We start from the raw sequence: 16641 nt of genomic DNA on the forward strand, positions 1-16641 counted from the left end.
ACGGCGCGACCGGGTGCGCGGCCCTGGCCCGCCGCTTCGATCCTCCCACGACCGGGGGCGTGAACCGGCCGCCGGTCCAGCAGACGGACGCCTCCCGTTCACCGGGCGGGAGGGGTCAGCGGGCGGCGAGTGCCGCTTCCCCGGCCCGCCGCATGGCCGCGAGCGGCGCCGGCGCGCGGCCCGTCATCTGCTCGACCTGAAGGACGGCCTGGTGCACCAGAAGGTCGAGACCTCCGATGACTGCGCCCTCGCGGGCCGCCCAGGCGGTGGCCAGTCCGGTCGGCCAGGGCTCGTACAGCACATCGAAGAGCGTGCCCGGCCGGTCCGGTACGGCGCCGGCCAGCGCGTCCGTGGCACCGGCCGGAGTGGTGGCGACGACCAGCGGAGCACGCAGCGCCTGCTCGGCCTCCGCCCAGTCGGAGATCCGCACGTCGACGCCGAGCCGTTCGCCCCAGCCGCGCATCTCCTGACCTCGTTCCCGGCTGCGGACGTACGCCGTGACCGGTCCCGTACAGATCTCGGACAGTGCGGCGAGCGCCGAGGAGGCAGTCGCTCCGGCGCCGAGGACTGCGGCGGATTCGGTCTTCTCGACACCGCGTTCCCGCAGCGCGGCGATCATGCCGGGGATGTCGGTGTTGTCACCGACTCGTCGCCCGTCGGCCGTGAGGACGACCGTGTTGACGGCCTCCACGGACGATGCGGTCGCGCTGACGGAATCCAGCAGCGGGATGACCGCGCGCTTGAGCGGCATGGTCAGCGAGAGCCCGGCCCAGGTGGAGTCGAGCCCCTCCATGAAGGCGGGGAGACCCTCCTCGTCGATCTCGAAGCGGTCGTACGACCACCCGTTCAGGCCGAGTTCGGCGTACGCGGCCCGGTGCAGCACCGGGGAGAGCGAGTGGGCGATGGGCGAACCGAGGACGGCTGCCCGGCGACGCCCGTCAGTCGAGGCCATGCTCTTCCTTGAATTTCCGGTTGAGCTTTTCGTGCTCGGCGGCCGTCTTGGTGAACTCGGTCTTCTTGCCGTCGAGCGAGATGAAGAACATCCACCCGTCACGAGTGGGATTGAGTGTCGCTCGCAGGGCTTCGTCACCCGGATTGCTGATCGGACCCGGCGGAAGGCCCTCGTGGTAATAGGTGTTGTAGGGGTCCGGATTGGTCCGGATCTCCTTCGAGCTGATCTTGATCCTGCTCTGGTTCTTGAGGTAATTGAATGCGGAATCGAATTCAATCTTACGGTTCGTGATGACGTTGTTCGGCTTCAAGCGGTTGTAGACGACTTCGGCCATCTTGCGGAAGTCGTCGTGCGTGAGGCCCTCCGCCTGGACCATGCTGGCGACAGTGAGAACCTGCCATGGGCCATCCAGCTTGTACTTCTTGGCCGTTCCCTCAAGGTCGAACTTGTCGTACTCCTCGTTGGCACGGGAGACCATCTTCTTCAGAAGTGTCTCCGGCTTGGTTTCCTTGGTGACCGGATAGGCGGCCGGGTAAAGGAATCCTTCCAGCGGGTCCTTGATGTCCTTGTCGTCGCTCACCCAGTCCGGCAGACCGAGGTCGGACGCCTTGGACGTGGCAATTCCCTTGGTCGTTCCCTTTTTGAGGCCCAGCTTCTTGTCGATCATCCCGTAGATGACGATGTTGCGGTAACCCTCGGGAATCACCAGAAGATTCTGGCTGTTCGGGTCGGTCATCATCTTCAGGGCCTCGGCCGCGGACATCTTCTCGTGGAGCAGGTAGACGCCGGCCTGGATCGACTTGCCCTTGGGGTTGTCGTTCTGCGCGGCGACGAACGCGTCGACGCTCTTGACGACGCCCTTCTGCTTCAGGATTTTGCCGATGTCGTAACCGAGGGCGCCCTTCTCGATCTCGACCTCGACATCGCCCGTGCCCGTTCCGGTGAAGTCGGGCGCCGCGCCGAACTTGTCCTGCCAGAGCGAGTATCCGAGGTAGCCCACTCCCCCGACGCCGCCGACCAGGACCACCGCGACGACCAGGCAGGCAAAGCCGCTGCGGCTCTTCTTCTTGCCCTTGCCCCGGCGCTCGTTGCCACCCCGGCTGCCGCGGCGTGACTCACGCGGGTCGTCGTCGTGCTCGTCGTCCTTGTCGCCCCCGTCGTCCGCGCCGGTGAAGAAGGGGTGGGTCTCCTCCGGCTGGACCTCCGGGTCCCAGTCGGGGCTCTGCACCGGGGCCGGCTCGGGAGCGGCCTCCCGGCGGCCCGGGGGCTGCGGCGGCGGGTAGGCCTCCGGCGTGCCGTAGTAGTCGTGCGTCTCGCCGTAGCCGGCCTGCCGGCCACCGTACGGGTCGGCCTGCTGGGCGTCGTAGGGCATCGCGGCGGGCTGCTGTCCGGTGTCCCAGCCGCCGTTGTTGTACGGGGGCTGGGACTGCTGGGGCTGCTGCTGCTGCGCGTACGGGTCCTGCTGGACTCCGTACCCGGGTTGCTGCTGGTAGGACTGCTGCTGCCCGTACGGGTCCTGCGACTGGGGCTGCTGCGCGTAAGGATCCTGGGGCTGCGCCTGGTGCGCGTACGGGTCCTGCGGCTGCGGCTGCTGCCCGTACGGGTCCTGGGGGTAGGGCTGCTGGCCGCCGCCGTACTGGTTCTGGCCGTGGGCAGGCTGCTGTCCTCCCCATCCCTGGTCCCCGTACAGGGGATCCTCGGGATGCCACGGTTCGGAGCCGGGGCCCCGGCCATACTCAGTCATCGATCCCCTAGAGCCGCGAGACGACATTCCGTCTCTGTGCTGTGCGGTTCGTTCGAACACCGCCGCATCGCGCGGAACGTTACCGTATCGCGATCAGGCAGCCACTTCGACGCCTTCGCCCGGGGCTTTGCCTGACGCCCGTTCGGACTCCAGAGCGTTCTGAAGGATCACCACAGCGGCAGCCTGATCGATGACGGAACGGCCTTTCTTGGACTTCACGCCCGAAGCGCGCAGTCCTTGACTGGCCGTCACTGTGGTCATCCTCTCGTCCACCAGACGCACCGGAATGGGCGCGACCGAGCGGGCGACCTCCTGGGCGAAGACCCGGATCTTGGCAGCGGCGGGGCCTTCACCGCCGCCGAGCGACCGCGGCAGACCGATGATGATCTCGATCGGCTCGTACTCCTCGACGATCTGCCCGAGCCGCCGGTGGGCCGCCGGGACATCGCGTCCCGGAACGGTCTCCACCGGCGTGGCGAGGATCCCGTCGGGGTCGCACGAGGCGACCCCGATCCGGGCGTCCCCGACGTCGATCGCGAGTCGACGGCCGCGGCGCATCTGCGTCATCCCCGCCGTCACGCCGTCTCGGTGACGAGGCGTTCGACAGCGGCCACGGCGGCGCCGATGGCCTCGGGGTTCTGGCCGCCGCCCTGGGCGACGTCCGGCTTCCCGCCGCCACCGCCGCCGAGGGTCTTGGCGGCCGCACGGACCAGGTCGCCGGCCTTGAGTCCGCGCTCACGGGCGGCCTCGTTGGTGGCGATCACGGTCAGCGGCCGGCCGTTGGCGGTGGTGAACAGGGCCACGACGGCCGGGCGGCCGCCCTGGACGCGACCGCGGACGTCGAAGACGAGCCTGCGCAGATCGTCGGCCGACGTGCCGTCGGGGACCTGCCCGGTGACCAGGGCGACGCCCCGTACGTCCTTGGCGGAGTCGGCCAGGCCGGCGGCGGCCTGCAGGACCTTCTCCGCGCGGAACTTCTCGATCTCCTTCTCGGCGTCCTTCAGCTTGCCGAGCATTCCGGCGATCTTCTCCGGGAGCTCCTCGGGGCGGCCCTTGACCAGCTCCTGGAGCTGGGCGACGACCGTGTGCTCCCGGGCGAGGAAGTTGTACGCGTCGACGCCGACGAGGGCCTCGATACGGCGCACACCAGACCCGATGGACGATTCGCCGAGCAGCTTCACCAGGCCCAGCTGGGCGGTGTTGTGGACGTGCGTACCGCCGCAGAGCTCCTTGGAGAAGTCGCCGATGGTGACGACCCGGACCCGTTCCCCGTACTTCTCGCCGAACTCGGCGATGGCCCCCTGCTTCTTGGCCTCGGCGATCGGCATGACCTCGGCCTGGACGTCGAGTTCGCGGGCGAGGACCTCGTTGATCCTCTGCTCGACGTCGGTGAGGACCGTGCCGGGTACGGCGGCGGGCGAGCCGAAGTCGAAGCGGAAGCGGCCCGGCGAGTTCTCCGAACCGGCCTGGGCGGCCGTCGGGCCCAGTGCGTCGCGCAGCGCCTGGTGCGTGAGGTGCGTGGCGCTGTGGGCGCGGGCGATGGCGCGGCGGCGGGTGGTGTCGATGGCGGCGTAGGCCGAGGCACCGACGGTCACCTCGCCGACCTGCACCGAACCCTTGTGGACGGAGACGCCGGGGACGGGCTGCTGGACGTCGCGGACCTGGATGACGGCGCCGCTGTCCAGCCGGATGCGGCCCTGGTCGGCGAGCTGGCCGCCGCCCTCGGCGTAGAACGGGGTGCGGTTCAGGACGACTTCGATCTCGTCGCCCTCGGTGGCGGCGGGCGAGGGGACGCCGTCGACGAGCAGGCCGACGATGGTCGACTCGCCCTCGGTGGCGGTGTAGCCGGTGAACTCGGTGATGCCGGAGTTGTCGGCGACCTCGCGGTAGGCGGACAGGTCGGCGTGGCCGGTCTTCTTGGCCTTGGCGTCGGCCTTGGCCCGCTCCCGCTGCTCCTTCATCAGGCGGCGGAAGCCGTCCTCGTCCACCGAGAGGCCCTGTTCGGCGGCCATCTCCAGGGTGAGGTCGATCGGGAAGCCCCAGGTGTCGTGGAGCAGGAACGCCTTGTCGCCGGCGAGGACCCTGCCGCCGGCGGCCTTGGTCTCGGTGACGGCGGTGTCGAGGATGTTGGTGCCGCCCTTGAGGGCCTTGAGGAAGGCGGCCTCTTCGGCGAGGGCGACGGTCTCGATGCGCTTGCGGTCGGTGATCAGCTCCGGGTACTGCTGCCCCATCGTGTCGATCACGACGTCGACCAGGTCCTTGACGACCGGGCCCGTGGCGCCCAGCAGCCGCATGTTGCGGATGGCGCGGCGCATGATGCGGCGCAGGACGTAGCCCCGGCCCTCGTTGCCGGGGGTGACGCCGTCGCCGATGAGCATCACGGAGGTACGGATGTGGTCGGCGACCACGCGGAGCGAGACGTCCGAACCGTGCTCGGCGCCGTACCGGACGCCGGTCAGCCCGGTGGCCCTGTCCATGACGACGCGCAGGGTGTCGGTCTCGTACATGTTCTGTACGCCCTGCAGGATCATGGCGAGGCGTTCCAGGCCGAGACCCGTGTCGATGTTCTTCGACGGCAGGTCGCCGAGGATCGGGAAGTCCTCCTTGCCGTCACCGGCGCCCCGCTCGAACTGCATGAAGACGAGGTTCCAGATCTCCACGTAGCGCTCGTCGTTGACGGCCGGGCCGCCCTCGACGCCGAACTCGGGGCCGCGGTCGTAGTTGATCTCGGAGCAGGGACCGCAGGGGCCGGGGACGCCCATGGACCAGAAGTTGTCCTTCTTGCCCAGGCGCTGGATCCGCTCGGCCGGTACGCCGATCTTGTCGCGCCAGATGACCTCGGCCTCGTCGTCGTCGAGATAGACCGTGATCCAGAGCCGCTCGGGGTCGAGACCGAAGCCGCCGTCCGCCACGGAGCTCGTCAGAGCCTCCCAGGCGTAGCTGATGGCGCCTTCCTTGAAGTAGTCGCCGAAGGAGAAGTTGCCGCACATCTGGAAGAACGTGCCGTGCCGGGTGGTCTTGCCGACCTCTTCGATGTCCGGCGTCCGGACGCACTTCTGCACGCTGGTGACGCGCGGGGCGGGCGGCTTGACCTCCCCGAGGAAGTACGGCTTGAAGGGAACCATGCCCGCCGGGACGAGCAGCAGAGTCGGGTCGTCCGCGATGAGCGACGCCGAAGGGACGACGGTGTGACCGCGCTCCTCGAAGAAGCTCAGCCAGCGGCGACGAATTTCAGCCGACTCCATCAGTGGTCCTCATTCCGGTTGTACGAGTTGTAGGGAAGCTTGCGGTAGCGGGCGGCTTCGAGGGACCTGTCGGGTCCGACGGGCTCGGCCGCTTCGACGGCGAAGTGGCGCCGTACGGGGAGCTCGGGGTCGACCGGTGCCTCCAGGCCCAGCGCCTCGCCCAGTTCGGCCTCGCGCCGGGCCATGGACTCACGGACGTCCAGAGCGAAGTCCTTGAGCTTGTGGCCGGTCTCGATCGCCCTGTCGGCGGCCTGCGCCGCGAGGCTCTCGGGGGTCAGCTGCTTGAGCTTGCGGTTGACCTTGGTGGTGGCCCAGACGCCGGCGGCGGCGCCGGCGGTGAACCAGAACGTACGGCGGAACATCGCTGCGTCAGTCCTTCGATCCGCGGGAGTTTCTGCCGTTGCGCTTCCTGCCGCGCGCGGACGGCACGGTACGGCCGACGATCACCGCACGGCGGGCCGGCCGTCGGGCAGGTTCCGGTTCCGGGCCGGCCTTGCGGCCGATGGCCTGGCGCACCCCGTAACCGAAAGCGGCGACCTTGACGAGCGGCCCGCCGAAGGTCGAGGCGACGGTGGTGGAGAGAGCGGAGGCGTTGGAGGTGACTTCCTGGACGTCCGTGGCGATCGCGTCGACCTTGTCGAGCTGGGTCTGCGCGGAGCGCACGGTGGTGGCGGCGTCGGCAAGCAGCGGGACCGCCTGCTCGGTCACGTCCGCCACGAGCTTGGTGGTCGCCCTGAGCGTCTGGGCCAGCCTCACCAGTACGACGGCGAGGAACGAAACCAGGATCGCCCAGAAGACGGCCACCAGGATCCCGGCCACCTCTCCACCGGACACAGTGCACCGCTCTCTAGCTTGTCGCTGTCTCTGTACTGTCTCTGTCTGTCTCTGCTCGGTCCGGCGACCGCTGCCGCAACAGCCAGTCGTCGTCTCCCGAGCCTATCGCGCCGGTGGTCGCGCCCCGTACCGCATTACCGGCGGGAAGGACCGGAGTTGCCATAAGGCGATTGTACGGAGAGCATCCATGCCAGTACTCTGCGTGTTTCATGCGACGCCCCCAGCGCTCCTTCCCCTCCCCCCACGGTCCGGGAACCCCCACAGCCGCCCCCGGCGGTCTCCCGGCGGAACTCAACAGCTTCGTCGGCCGGGAGAACGAACTGGCCGACCTCGGCCGGCGGCTGGACGAATCGAGGCTCGTCACCGTGGTCGGGGTGGGCGGGGTGGGCAAGACCCGCTGCGCCACCAAGATCGCGGCGCTCATGGAGAAACGGTACTGCGACGGTGTCCGCATGGTGGAGCTGTCCGCCATCCACGATCCCGAGCTGCTGGAACACGCGCTGGTCGACGCCCTCGGACTGACCGATCACACCAGCAGACCACCCCGTACGACGCTCGTCGAGCACCTGGCCGGACGCCAACTCCTCCTGGTGATCGACGGCTTCGAGCATCTCGTGGACGCCTGCGCCGAGCTCGTGCGCGAACTGCTGCGCCGGGCCCCGCAGCTGCGGGTGCTGGCCGCCGGGCGGCTGCCCCTGGAGCTGGACGGCGAGCTCACCTTCCCGCTCGCGCCGATGACGGACGAGGACGCGATGCTGCTCCTCGCGGAGCGTGCCGCCGCGGTGCGGCCGGGGTTCCGGCTGACGGACCGCAATCGCGCGAGCGCACGGGAGCTGTGCCGCCGGCTGGACGGGATCCCGCTCGCGCTGGAGCTGGCCGCCGGACGGCTGCGCGCCCTCTCCACCGAGCAGGTGCTGCAGCGCCTGGACGACCGCTTCCGGCTGCTGACCGGCTCCGGCCGCGGCGCCCTGGCACGTCACCAGACCCTCCGCACGGCCATCGGCTGGAGCCACGAACTCTGCGCTCCGGAGCAGCGGCTGCTCTGGGCACGGCTCTCGGTGTTCGCCGGGCAGTTCGATCTGGAAGCCGTCGAGTACGTCTGCGGCGGCGTCGGCCTGCCGGCCGAGTCGGTGCTCGATGTGCTCTGCGGACTGCTGACCCAGTCCGTCGTTGTTCGAGAGGACTCGGCGGCCGGCACCCGCTACCGGATGCTGGACACGGTGCGGGAGTACGGCGCCGAGTGGCTGGCGGCCACCGGCGACACGGACCGGCTGCGCCGCCGCCACCGGGACTGGTTCCTGGGTCTGGCCACCTGGTGCGAGCTCGACTGGTTCAGCCCGCGGCAGGGTGAGGTGGCCGCCCGGGTGGAGAGCGAGCTGCCGAATCTGCGGCGGGCGATGGAGTCTTCGCTGGAGAGCCCGGGCGAGGCCCACCTCGCGCAGTACCTCGCGGGCACCCTCTGGTTCCTCTGGGTGGGCTGCGGACGCCTCTCGGAGGGCCGGCACTGGCTGGACCACGTGCTGGAGGAGGAGACACCGTACGACTCCTCGCGGCTCAAGGCGCTGTGGGTGCTGGGCCATGTGGCCGTGCTGCAGGGGGACCCGGTCGGCGCGATCTCCGCACTGCAGGAGTGCCGGGACGAGGCCGACCGGGCCGACGACTCCACGGCGCTCGCGTACGCGGTGCACCGGATGGGGTGCCTGGCGCTCGTCACGGACGACATGGTCAGGGCGCAGGAGTTGCTGGACGACGCGCTCGGCCGCTACCGGGAACTCGGCGAGCTGAACAGCAATGTGCTGATGGCCCAGATCGAGCTGGCGATGGCGGTCGGGTTCCACGGGGACCTGGACGGCGCCGCCGCGATCTGCGAGGAGGTCAGGGAGATCTGCGAGGACCACGGGGAGCGGTGGGCCCTCTCGTACGCGCTGTACGTACTGGCCTTCGCGGCGCTGCAACGGGACCGGCCGGACCGGGCCCGGGAGCTGCTCGGGGAGTCCCTGGCGATCGGCCGCGCCTTCCACGATCTGCTCGGCTCGGTCCTCGCCCTGGAGCTGATGGCCCTGGTCACGGCGGTCGAGGGGGACGCGGCGGAGGCGGCGGTGCTACAGGGGGCCGCCGACCGGATCTGGCCGTCGGTGGGACTGCCGCTGTTCGGTTCGGCGTACTACGGGCAGCCCCGTGTCCGCTGCGAGCAGCTGGCCCGCCGGGAGCTGGGTGACGGCCCGTACGAATCGGGGCTGCGTGCGGGCGGGCGGCTGGATCTGGACGCGGCGGTGGCCAGGGCGCTGGCGGGCGGGCCCGCGGGCCGGCCGCGGACGCCGGAACGTTTCCCCGGGCCGCTGCCGGACCCCGGAGAAACGCGGAGGCCCGCCACCTCCCGTACGACGGGAAGGGGCGGGCCGGAGCGCTGGTGAGAGCGACTGCGCCTGGATCAGCGGGCGTAGTACTCGACGACGAGCTGCTCGTCGCAGATCACGGGGATTTCCTTGCGGTTCGGGTCCCGGTCAAGGCGGAAGGCCAGGGCCTTCAGGTTCACCTGCAGGTAGCGCGGGGTCTCGCCGTCGGGGGCGTAACCACCCTCGCGGGCCACCTGGAAGGGGTGCTTGTCGCGGCTGCGCTCGCGGACCATCACGATGTTGTCGGGACGGACACGGAAGGACGGCTTGTCGACCTTGCGGCCGTCGACCTCGATGTGACCGTGCACGACCATCTGGCGCGCCTGGTAGATCGTCTTGGCGATGCCCGAACGCAGAACCAGAGCGTCGAGACGGCGCTCAAGCTCGACGACCAACGCCTCGCCCGTCTTGCCCTCGGCCTTCTTGGCGCGGTCGTAGGCACGCGCCATCTGACGCTCGCTGATGTCGTACTGGGCACGCAGGCGCTGCTTCTCCAGCAGACGGACCTTGTAGTCCGAGTTCTGCTTGCGACCGCGGCCGTGCTCGCCCGGCGGGTAGGGGCGGGCCTCGAAGTACTTGACGGCCTTCGGCGTCAGCGCGATGCCGAGCGCGCGGCTCTTCTTGACCTTGGGACGCGACTGGTTAGGCACGTTCTCCAGACCTCCGTTGTAGGTTAGGTTAGGCTCACCTTACTTGAGGAGATCGCATGTCTCGCCCGGGGAACACCACACACATCACGGACAGCACTGACAGCGTCGACACCCCTCGGGGTGCCGATACGACGGAGGACCGATCAGATCGTGGTCAGCCGCGTCCCGGCGGGCTAGAAAACACTCGGATGCCGTCAGCAGCCGAGCGCACACGAACTCTCGTACAGAGTACCTGTTCGGCGGTACTGCTCGTGCCCGGGCTGAACGCGGCCGGCCCGCATCAGCTGATGCCGTCGGCCAGGAGCGTAGGACCCGACGGGGATCTGTTCCTCGAACTCCCCACGGATTCCCCGGCCGTACGGGCCGCGACGCACGCCGAGGGCGACGAGCTGACCGCTGTGCTGGAGATCACGGACGTCGCCCCGGTCTCCGTACCGCACCGCATCCGCGGCCGCGCCCGGATCTCCGGCTGGCTCACCACCGTACCCGGCGTGTCGGGGCCCGGCCGGACGACGCTCCGGCTGGAGACGGGCGAGGCGTACGTGGACGATCTGTGGGGCGCCGAGGAAGTCGAACCCGAGGAGTTCCGGGACGCGCTGCCCGACCCGCTCGTCGGTCACGAGGCGGAACTGCTCCAGCATCTGCACACGGCGCACGGCGCACAGCTGTCCACGCTGTGCGGACTGCTGGGCGAGCTCTCGGCCCGCCGCTGCGCGGCCCACCGGCCCTCCGTCGTACCGCTCGCGCTGGACCGGTACGGGCTGCGCGTGCGCCTCTGCGAGGGCCGGGGACGCTGCTTCGACGCGCGCTTCGAATTTCCCGAGCCGGTGCGCGACATCAGCGGACTCCGCCACGCCATGCACACGCTCTTCGAGGCAGCGGCGGGCTGAAACGGAGGGACCGGCCCCGCCGCGCTCCCGCACGCCCTGCGGCTGCGTGCCCCGCCCTCCCCCAGACCCCTGTGGCTGCGTGCCCCGCGCGTCCGCGGACCGCGCGCGGGCGCCTCAGTCCGCGGACGGGCTCGCGCCGTCGGAGCCCGCGCGGCCGAGGCGCTCGCGGACCCGCTCCACCACATCCGCGTAACGCGCCTCCGCGCCGTAGCGCGTGGGCTGGTAGTAGTGCTTGTCGCGGACCGCGTCCGGGGCGTACTGCTGGACGGCGATGCCGCCGGGGACGTCGTGCGGATACACATAGCCCTGGGCGTGGCCCAGCTTGGCGGCGCCCTTGTAGTGGCCGTCGCGCAGATGGGCCGGGACGGGGCCAGCAAGGCCCTTCCGCACGTCCTCCTGGGCGGCGAAGATCGCCAGCGTCGCGGCGTTGGACTTGGGAGCGAGAGCCAGCGCGATCGTGGCGTGGCTCAGGGTGAGTGCCGCCTCCGGGAATCCGATCATGGCGACCGCCTGGGCGGCCGCGACGGCGGTGGGCAGCGCCGTGGGGTCGGCGAGACCGATGTCCTCGCTGGCCGAGATCATCAGCCGCCGGGCGATGAACCGGGGGTCCTCCCCCGCCTCGATCATCCGGGCCAGGTAGTGCAGCGCGGCGTCGACGTCGGAGCCGCGGATCGACTTGATGAGCGCGCTCGCCACGTCGTAGTGCTGGTCGCCGTCACGGTCGTACTTGACCGCCGCGCGGTCGACGGTTTCCTCCAGCGTCTGGAGGCTGATCTCCGTCTCCTGCTTGGACAGCGCCGCACCGGCCGCGGCCTCCAGCGCGGTCAGCGCCCGGCGGGCGTCCCCGCCCGCGATGCGCAGCAGATGTGCCTCGGCATCCTCCGGCAGTGCCACCGCGCCGCCGAGCCCGCGCGCGTCGGCCAGCGCACGCCGGAGCAGGCCGCGCAGGTCGTCGTCGGTGAGCGACTCCAGTGTGAGCAGCAGCGAGCGTGACAGCAGGGGCGAGATGATCGAGAAGTACGGATTCTCGGTGGTCGCCGCGATCAGGGTCACCCAGCGGTTCTCCACGGCCGGAAGCAGGGAGTCCTGCTGCGCCTTGGAGAAGCGGTGGATCTCGTCGAGGAAGAGGACGGTCTCCTTGCCGTACCCGCCGGTGGCGCGACGGGCGCCCTCGATGACGGCCCGCACTTCCTTGACGCCCGCGGTGATCGCGGAGAGCTCCACGAAGCGCTTGTTGGTGGCCTTGCTGACCACGTACGCCAGAGTCGTCTTCCCGATGCCGGGCGGCCCCCAGAGGATCACGGACGAGGGGCCCGCGGGTCCGCCGTTGCCCTCGCCGACGAGGCGGCGCAGCGGCGAGCCCGGCTTGAGCAGATGCTGCTGGCCGACGACCTCGTCGAGAGTGCGGGGGCGCATCCGGACAGCCAGTGGGCTGCTGGACGGGTCCTTCTCCTGGCGGTCTTCGGCGGCTGCGGTAAAGAGGTCGGGCTCCACGTTTCGAAGCCTATGCCACGGCACCGACATCCCTGCCGGGCCGGTCGCCCGGCAGGAGCGGCGGTCCGGTCAGCCGGTCCAGAAGTCCCACCAGCGGGTCAGGATCAGCATGCCGATGATGCCGACCCACAGGACCGGCGGCACCCAGTGGAACTCCGTCAGCCCGTTGCGCAGCCAGTTCGGCGCGGGCAGGATCCGGTGCTTGATGTTGTGCGTGGTGACGTAGCAGAACATGAAGATCGTGGCGACCCAGGCCAGGCAGCACCACAGGCAGAGCGAGTTGATGTTGTAGAGGGACTGGTACTGGAGCCAGGTGCAGAAGCCGACGCCGAACAGCGTGCCGGCGTTCATCCCGAGCCAGTACCAGCTGCGGAAGCGCGCGCCCGCGAGCAGCGCCAGGCCGATGCCGATGATCACGGAGTAGGTGGCGAGACCGAGCATCGGGTTCGGGAAGCCGAAGGCGGCCGCCTGCTCGCTCTTCATGATGTTGCCGCACGCGACGACCGGGTTGAGGCTGCATCCCGGTGTGAAGTTGGGGTCTTCCAGCAGCTTGAACTTGTCGATCGTGATGACCCAGGCGGCGAGGAGTCCGGCGGCACCCGTGATCACCAGCAGCAGTGCCAACGCCCGGCTGCCGCCGATGGTCCTCTTCCCGCCGTCCTCGTCCTGGTCGGAGGAGGGATGGTCAACCGCTGCAGTCGTCATATCGCCGTTCCATCAGTGAGTGGCCTGCTGGGCACCGTCATTGTGCCGCACCGCATCACTGGTCTTCTGTTCGATGGACATAAAGGTGTGCGCGGGGTTTCACGCAGGGACGGTACGGAGCGCGCGGGTCCGCGCGACCGTCCGGACCACGACCGAATGTGCGGGAGCGGTGCGCGAACTGCGCGGGCGCTACGGCGAACCGGCCGCGGTCGACGGCCCGGACCTGGGGATCCGGCGGGGCGGGGTGTCCGGGATCCTCGGACCGGGCGGGGCCGGGAAGCGCACGGCCGTGGAAGTCCCGCAGGGCCACCGGAGCTGCGACGAAGGGCCCGGATCGGTGCTCGGGACGACCCCGGCTTCCGCCGGCCTCGGTTGGCACTCCCGGGCCGGAGTCGTCCGGCAGGATGAATCCGCGCCCGCCGGGTTGACGGGGCGCGAGGCGGTGGCGCACGTCGCCCGCCCCTGCCCGAGGCCACACGACCGCGAGGGCGTGATCGCGCCGGTGGTCCCGGACCGTAGTCCGGCGCCCGCGGCAAGGAGCTTTCCGGCGGTCGGCGGCGCCGTCCGGTGCAGCGCTCGGCGCGACCGCGGTCACGTCCCGGTCGCCGCGGACGGACCGGGGGTTGCGCCGAGTGTTCCTGCCCGAGCCGGCCGCCGTGATCGAGCAGTCGGGGACCGGTCGTACGGGGAGACCCCGCCGGTGCTGGGGCCCGGTGCGTCGGCGGCCTCGTGCCGTGCACGAGGCCGCCGGTGGAAGGACCGGCGCGACGGCCGACCGGGGTGCCGCGCCGGTTCGCCGGGCGGGCCGGGATTCCGGCCCGCCCTAGGCCAGGCGCTCGCGGATCGTCCGCGCCACGTCCGCCAGGGAGACCGCCGTCTGCTCGCCGGACTCCATGTCCTTGAGCTGGACCACGCCCTCTGCCAGGTCCCGCTCGCCCGCGACGACCGTGAACCGGGCGCCCGACCGGTTGGCGCTCTTCATCGCGCCCTTGAGGCCGCGGCTTCCGTACGCGAAGTCCGCTGCCACGCCCTCGCGGCGCAGTTGCGTGACGATCCCGAAGAGCACCCGCCGGGCCTCCTCGCCGAGCGGTACCGCGAAGACACTGGTCGCCGCTGGCAGTTCGAGCTCGATGCCCTCCGCCTCCAGTGCGAGCACCGTGCGGTCCACGCCGAGCGCCCAGCCGACCGACGGGAGCGCCGGCCCGCCGATCATCTCGGACAGGCCGTCGTAGCGGCCGCCGCCGCCCACCGCGGACTGCGAGCCGAGTCCGTCGTGGACGAACTCGAAGGTGGTGCGGGTGTAGTAGTCGAGGCCGCGGACGAGCTTCTCGTCGTCCTCGTACACCACACCGGCCGCGGAGAGCAGGTCGCGCACCTCCTCGTGGTACGCCTTGCAGGCGTCGCAGAGGTAGTCGCGCAGCACGGGCGCGCCGGCCAGCTGCTTCTGCACCTCGGGCCGCTTGTCGTCGAGGACCCGGAGCGGGTTGATCTCGATGCGGCGGCGGGTCTCCTCGTCCAGGTCGAGCTCGCGCAGGAAGCCCTGGAGCGCGTCCCGGTAGACGGGGCGGCACTCCTTGTCGCCCAGCGAGTTGAGCAGGATACGGAAGTTCCGCAGGCCCAGCGTGCGGTAGGCCTGGTCGGCCAGGATGATCAGCTCGGCGTCCAGCGCCGGGTCCTCGGCACCGATCGCCTCGGCACCGACCTGCGAGAAGTGCCGGTAGCGGCCCTTCTGCGGGCGCTCGTAGCGGTAGTACGAGCCGGAGTACCAGAGCTTCACGGGCAGGTTGCCGAGCTTGTGGAGGTTGGCCTCCAGTGCGGCGCGCAGCACGGACGCGGTGCCCTCGGGGCGCAGCGCCAGCTGGGAGCCGCCCTTGGTGGTGAGGGTGTACATCTCCTTGGTCACGATGTCGGTGGACTCACCGACGCCGCGCGAGAAGAGGGCGACGTCCTCGAAACCGGGCGTCTCGATGTAGCCGTAGCCGGAGTTCTTCAGGGGTGCGGCGATCGCGTCGCGCACCGCGAGGTACTTCGCGGAGTCGGGCGGGGTCAGGTCGTACGTGCCCTTGGGGGCCTTGAAGGTGCTCACGGAATTTCTCTCGTCACATTCCTCGTCGGGGCGCGTCCATACCGTGCAGGTACGGATTCGAGGCGCGCTCGCGGCCGATGGTCGTCTGGGGGCCGTGGCCGGACAGCACCACGGTCGAGTCGTCGAGCGGCAGGCACACGCGCGCCAGCGACTCGAGCAGCTCGGCGTGGTCGCCGCCGGGCAGGTCGGTGCGTCCGACGGAGCCGGCGAAGAGCAGGTCGCCCGAGAAGAGGATCTGCGGAACATCCGCGGCCTCGGGCATCCTGAACGTCACCGACCCCTTGGTATGGCCGGGCGCATGCGCGACACCGAACTCCAGACCGGCCAGCTTCAGCAGGGCGCCGTCGCTCAGTTCCTCGACGTCGTCCGGCTCCCCCACCGTCAGCTCGCCCATGAGCGGCATCCCGATGGAGCGGCCGAGGGCCTTCTCCGGGTCGCTCATCATGTACCGGTCCTCCGGGTGGATCCAGGCGGGGACGCCGTGCGCGCCGCACACCGGGACGACCGAGGCGACATGGTCGATGTGGCCGTGGGTCAGGACGACGGCGACGGGCTTCAGCCGATGCTTCTTCAGTGCCTCCTCGACTCCGGATGCGGCCTGGTGGCCCGGGTCGATGATCACGCACTCCTCGCCTGCGGCCGGGGCGACCAGGTAGCAGTTGGTCCCCCAGGCCCCGGCGGGGAACCCGGCAATGAGCACGATCGTCCTTACTGGTCGTCCGACGGCGGAATGCGACGGAGAAGGTCGCGGCAGTTCAGAGCCTACCGGCGCTCCTCATTCCACAGCTAACCCATATACGGTACGGGCAGCCCAGGCCCCATCAGACGACCTACAAGGAGATCACCCGGTGGTCAGCAGCGATCAGCGGCGGCGGCAGCTCGCCAGGGAGAAGTTCGAGCGGCAGCAGCAGCGCCGGGAGGAGGCCCGCCGCAGGACGAGGCGGCTGACGGTCGTCATCGCGTCGGCGGTGGCCGTGGTGGCGGTCATCGGGGTGGGTACGTACCTCGCCCTCGACGGCGACGGCAAGAAGGACAAGAACGACTCGGCCGCGAGCAAGAGCCCGGCGCCTTCGCCGTCGGCGAGCGAGAGCAGCGCGCCCGAGCCCGCGATGAAGATCGACAAGAAGTCGAAGTACACGATGTCGATCAAGACGAACCAGGGCGACATCGCGTTCACGATGGACGCGGCGAAGACCCCGCACACCACGAACTCGTTCAAGTCACTGGCCGACAAGGGCTTCTTCGACGGTACGAAGTGCCATCGGCTGACCACGCAGGGCATTTTCGTCCTGCAGTGCGGCGACCCCAAGGGCGACGGCACGGGCGGCCCCGGCTACACCATCCCGGACGAGAACCTGACCGCGCTGGGCAAGGCGGCCAAGGACGGCACGGTGACCTATCCGGCAGGCACCGTGGCGATGGCGAACACCGGCCAGGCGCACACCGGCGGCAGCCAGTTCTTCCTGGTCTACAAGGACAGCAAACTCCCGCCCTCCTACACCCCGTTCGGCACGATGGACGCTGCCTCGCTGAAGGCCGTCGAGGGCATCGGTGCGGCGGGTGTCGCCGGCGGTGCGGCCGACGGTGCGCCGAAGAAGGCCGTGGACATCTCGAAGGCCGCCGTCGCGAAGTCCTGACGCGGCCG

General features: G+C 70.2%; 14 protein-coding genes. 3 read left to right on the plus strand and 11 right to left on the minus strand.

All coding sequences use genetic code 11. The features are described 5' to 3' along the window. Nucleotides 1–115: 115 nt before the first annotated feature. The 6 genes from ACIOMQ_RS15040 to ACIOMQ_RS15065 all read right to left on the minus strand — a co-directional run bounded on the left by ACIOMQ_RS15040 (nucleotide 116) and on the right by ACIOMQ_RS15065 (nucleotide 6760). Nucleotides 116–952: a shikimate dehydrogenase gene (locus ACIOMQ_RS15040; protein ID WP_401938636.1), complete on the minus strand. Its 837-nt coding sequence runs from the start codon at nucleotides 950–952 to the stop codon at nucleotides 116–118. Further along, nucleotides 939–2696 (minus strand): endolytic transglycosylase MltG, encoded by a 1758-nt coding sequence (gene mltG, locus ACIOMQ_RS15045; protein ID WP_402189163.1) that lies wholly within the window; start codon nucleotides 2694–2696, stop codon nucleotides 939–941. Before mltG ends, ACIOMQ_RS15040 begins: the two co-directional genes overlap by 14 nt. A 93-nt stretch (nucleotides 2697–2789) precedes the next feature. Continuing rightward, nucleotides 2790–3263, minus strand: coding sequence for a Holliday junction resolvase RuvX (gene ruvX / locus ACIOMQ_RS15050; RefSeq protein WP_362205663.1), 474 nt, complete (start codon nucleotides 3261–3263; stop codon nucleotides 2790–2792). An 8-nt stretch (nucleotides 3264–3271) separates the two neighbouring features. Beyond that, complete coding sequence (alaS, locus tag ACIOMQ_RS15055; RefSeq protein ID WP_402189165.1) at nucleotides 3272–5941, minus strand: alanine--tRNA ligase; 2670 nt, start codon at nucleotides 5939–5941, stop codon at nucleotides 3272–3274. After that, nucleotides 5941–6303 carry a DUF6167 family protein gene (locus tag ACIOMQ_RS15060; protein WP_362205657.1) on the minus strand — a complete coding sequence of 121 codons (363 nt, stop codon included), beginning with the start codon at nucleotides 6301–6303 and terminating at the stop codon, nucleotides 5941–5943. Before ACIOMQ_RS15060 ends, alaS begins: the two co-directional genes overlap by 1 nt. A 7-nt stretch (nucleotides 6304–6310) precedes the next feature. Continuing rightward, nucleotides 6311–6760 (minus strand): DUF948 domain-containing protein, encoded by a 450-nt coding sequence (locus ACIOMQ_RS15065; RefSeq protein ID WP_402189299.1) that lies wholly within the window; start codon nucleotides 6758–6760, stop codon nucleotides 6311–6313. A gap of 224 nt (nucleotides 6761–6984) precedes the next feature. On the opposite strand from ACIOMQ_RS15065, the gene ACIOMQ_RS15070 reads away from it, so the two are divergent. Continuing rightward, a complete protein-coding gene (locus ACIOMQ_RS15070; RefSeq protein WP_401267230.1) occupies nucleotides 6985–9189 on the plus strand; it encodes an ATP-binding protein in 2205 nt (734 codons plus the stop codon). Nucleotides 9190–9206: 17 nt separating this feature from the next. Here ACIOMQ_RS15070 and rpsD read toward each other — a convergent pair whose 3' ends face one another. After that, on the minus strand, nucleotides 9207–9821 hold the full coding sequence (rpsD, locus tag ACIOMQ_RS15075; protein ID WP_114243508.1) for a 30S ribosomal protein S4: 615 nt from the start codon (nucleotides 9819–9821) through the stop codon (nucleotides 9207–9209). A gap of 188 nt (nucleotides 9822–10009) precedes the next feature. Between rpsD and ACIOMQ_RS15080 the strand changes: the two genes are divergently transcribed. Further along, a complete protein-coding gene (locus tag ACIOMQ_RS15080; protein ID WP_402189167.1) occupies nucleotides 10010–10711 on the plus strand; it encodes a DUF2470 domain-containing protein in 702 nt (233 codons plus the stop codon). A gap of 114 nt (nucleotides 10712–10825) precedes the next feature. Here ACIOMQ_RS15080 and ACIOMQ_RS15085 read toward each other — a convergent pair whose 3' ends face one another. From ACIOMQ_RS15085 to ACIOMQ_RS15100, 4 genes are all read right to left on the minus strand, one after another. Further along, nucleotides 10826–12205, minus strand: a complete 1380-nt coding sequence (locus ACIOMQ_RS15085) for a replication-associated recombination protein A (protein WP_401267235.1) — start codon at nucleotides 12203–12205, stop codon at nucleotides 10826–10828. Between the two features lie 69 nt (nucleotides 12206–12274). Beyond that, nucleotides 12275–12910, minus strand: a complete 636-nt coding sequence (locus ACIOMQ_RS15090) for a vitamin K epoxide reductase family protein (RefSeq protein WP_362205644.1) — start codon at nucleotides 12908–12910, stop codon at nucleotides 12275–12277. 823 nt (nucleotides 12911–13733) lie between these two features. Further along, nucleotides 13734–14996: a histidine--tRNA ligase gene (hisS, locus tag ACIOMQ_RS15095; protein WP_401267238.1), complete on the minus strand. Its 1263-nt coding sequence runs from the start codon at nucleotides 14994–14996 to the stop codon at nucleotides 13734–13736. Between the two features lie 13 nt (nucleotides 14997–15009). Then, nucleotides 15010–15696, minus strand: a complete 687-nt coding sequence (locus ACIOMQ_RS15100) for an MBL fold metallo-hydrolase (RefSeq protein ID WP_401755486.1) — start codon at nucleotides 15694–15696, stop codon at nucleotides 15010–15012. Nucleotides 15697–15844: 148 nt separating this feature from the next. Here ACIOMQ_RS15100 and ACIOMQ_RS15105 point away from each other — a divergent pair, with 148 nt between their 5' ends. Beyond that, on the plus strand, nucleotides 15845–16633 hold the full coding sequence (locus ACIOMQ_RS15105; protein WP_401755483.1) for a peptidylprolyl isomerase: 789 nt from the start codon (nucleotides 15845–15847) through the stop codon (nucleotides 16631–16633). Nucleotides 16634–16641: the final 8 nt, after the last annotated feature.

It is taken from the genome of Streptomyces sp. NPDC087845 (assembly GCF_044742755.1).
GTDB lineage: Bacteria > Actinomycetota > Actinomycetes > Streptomycetales > Streptomycetaceae > Streptomyces.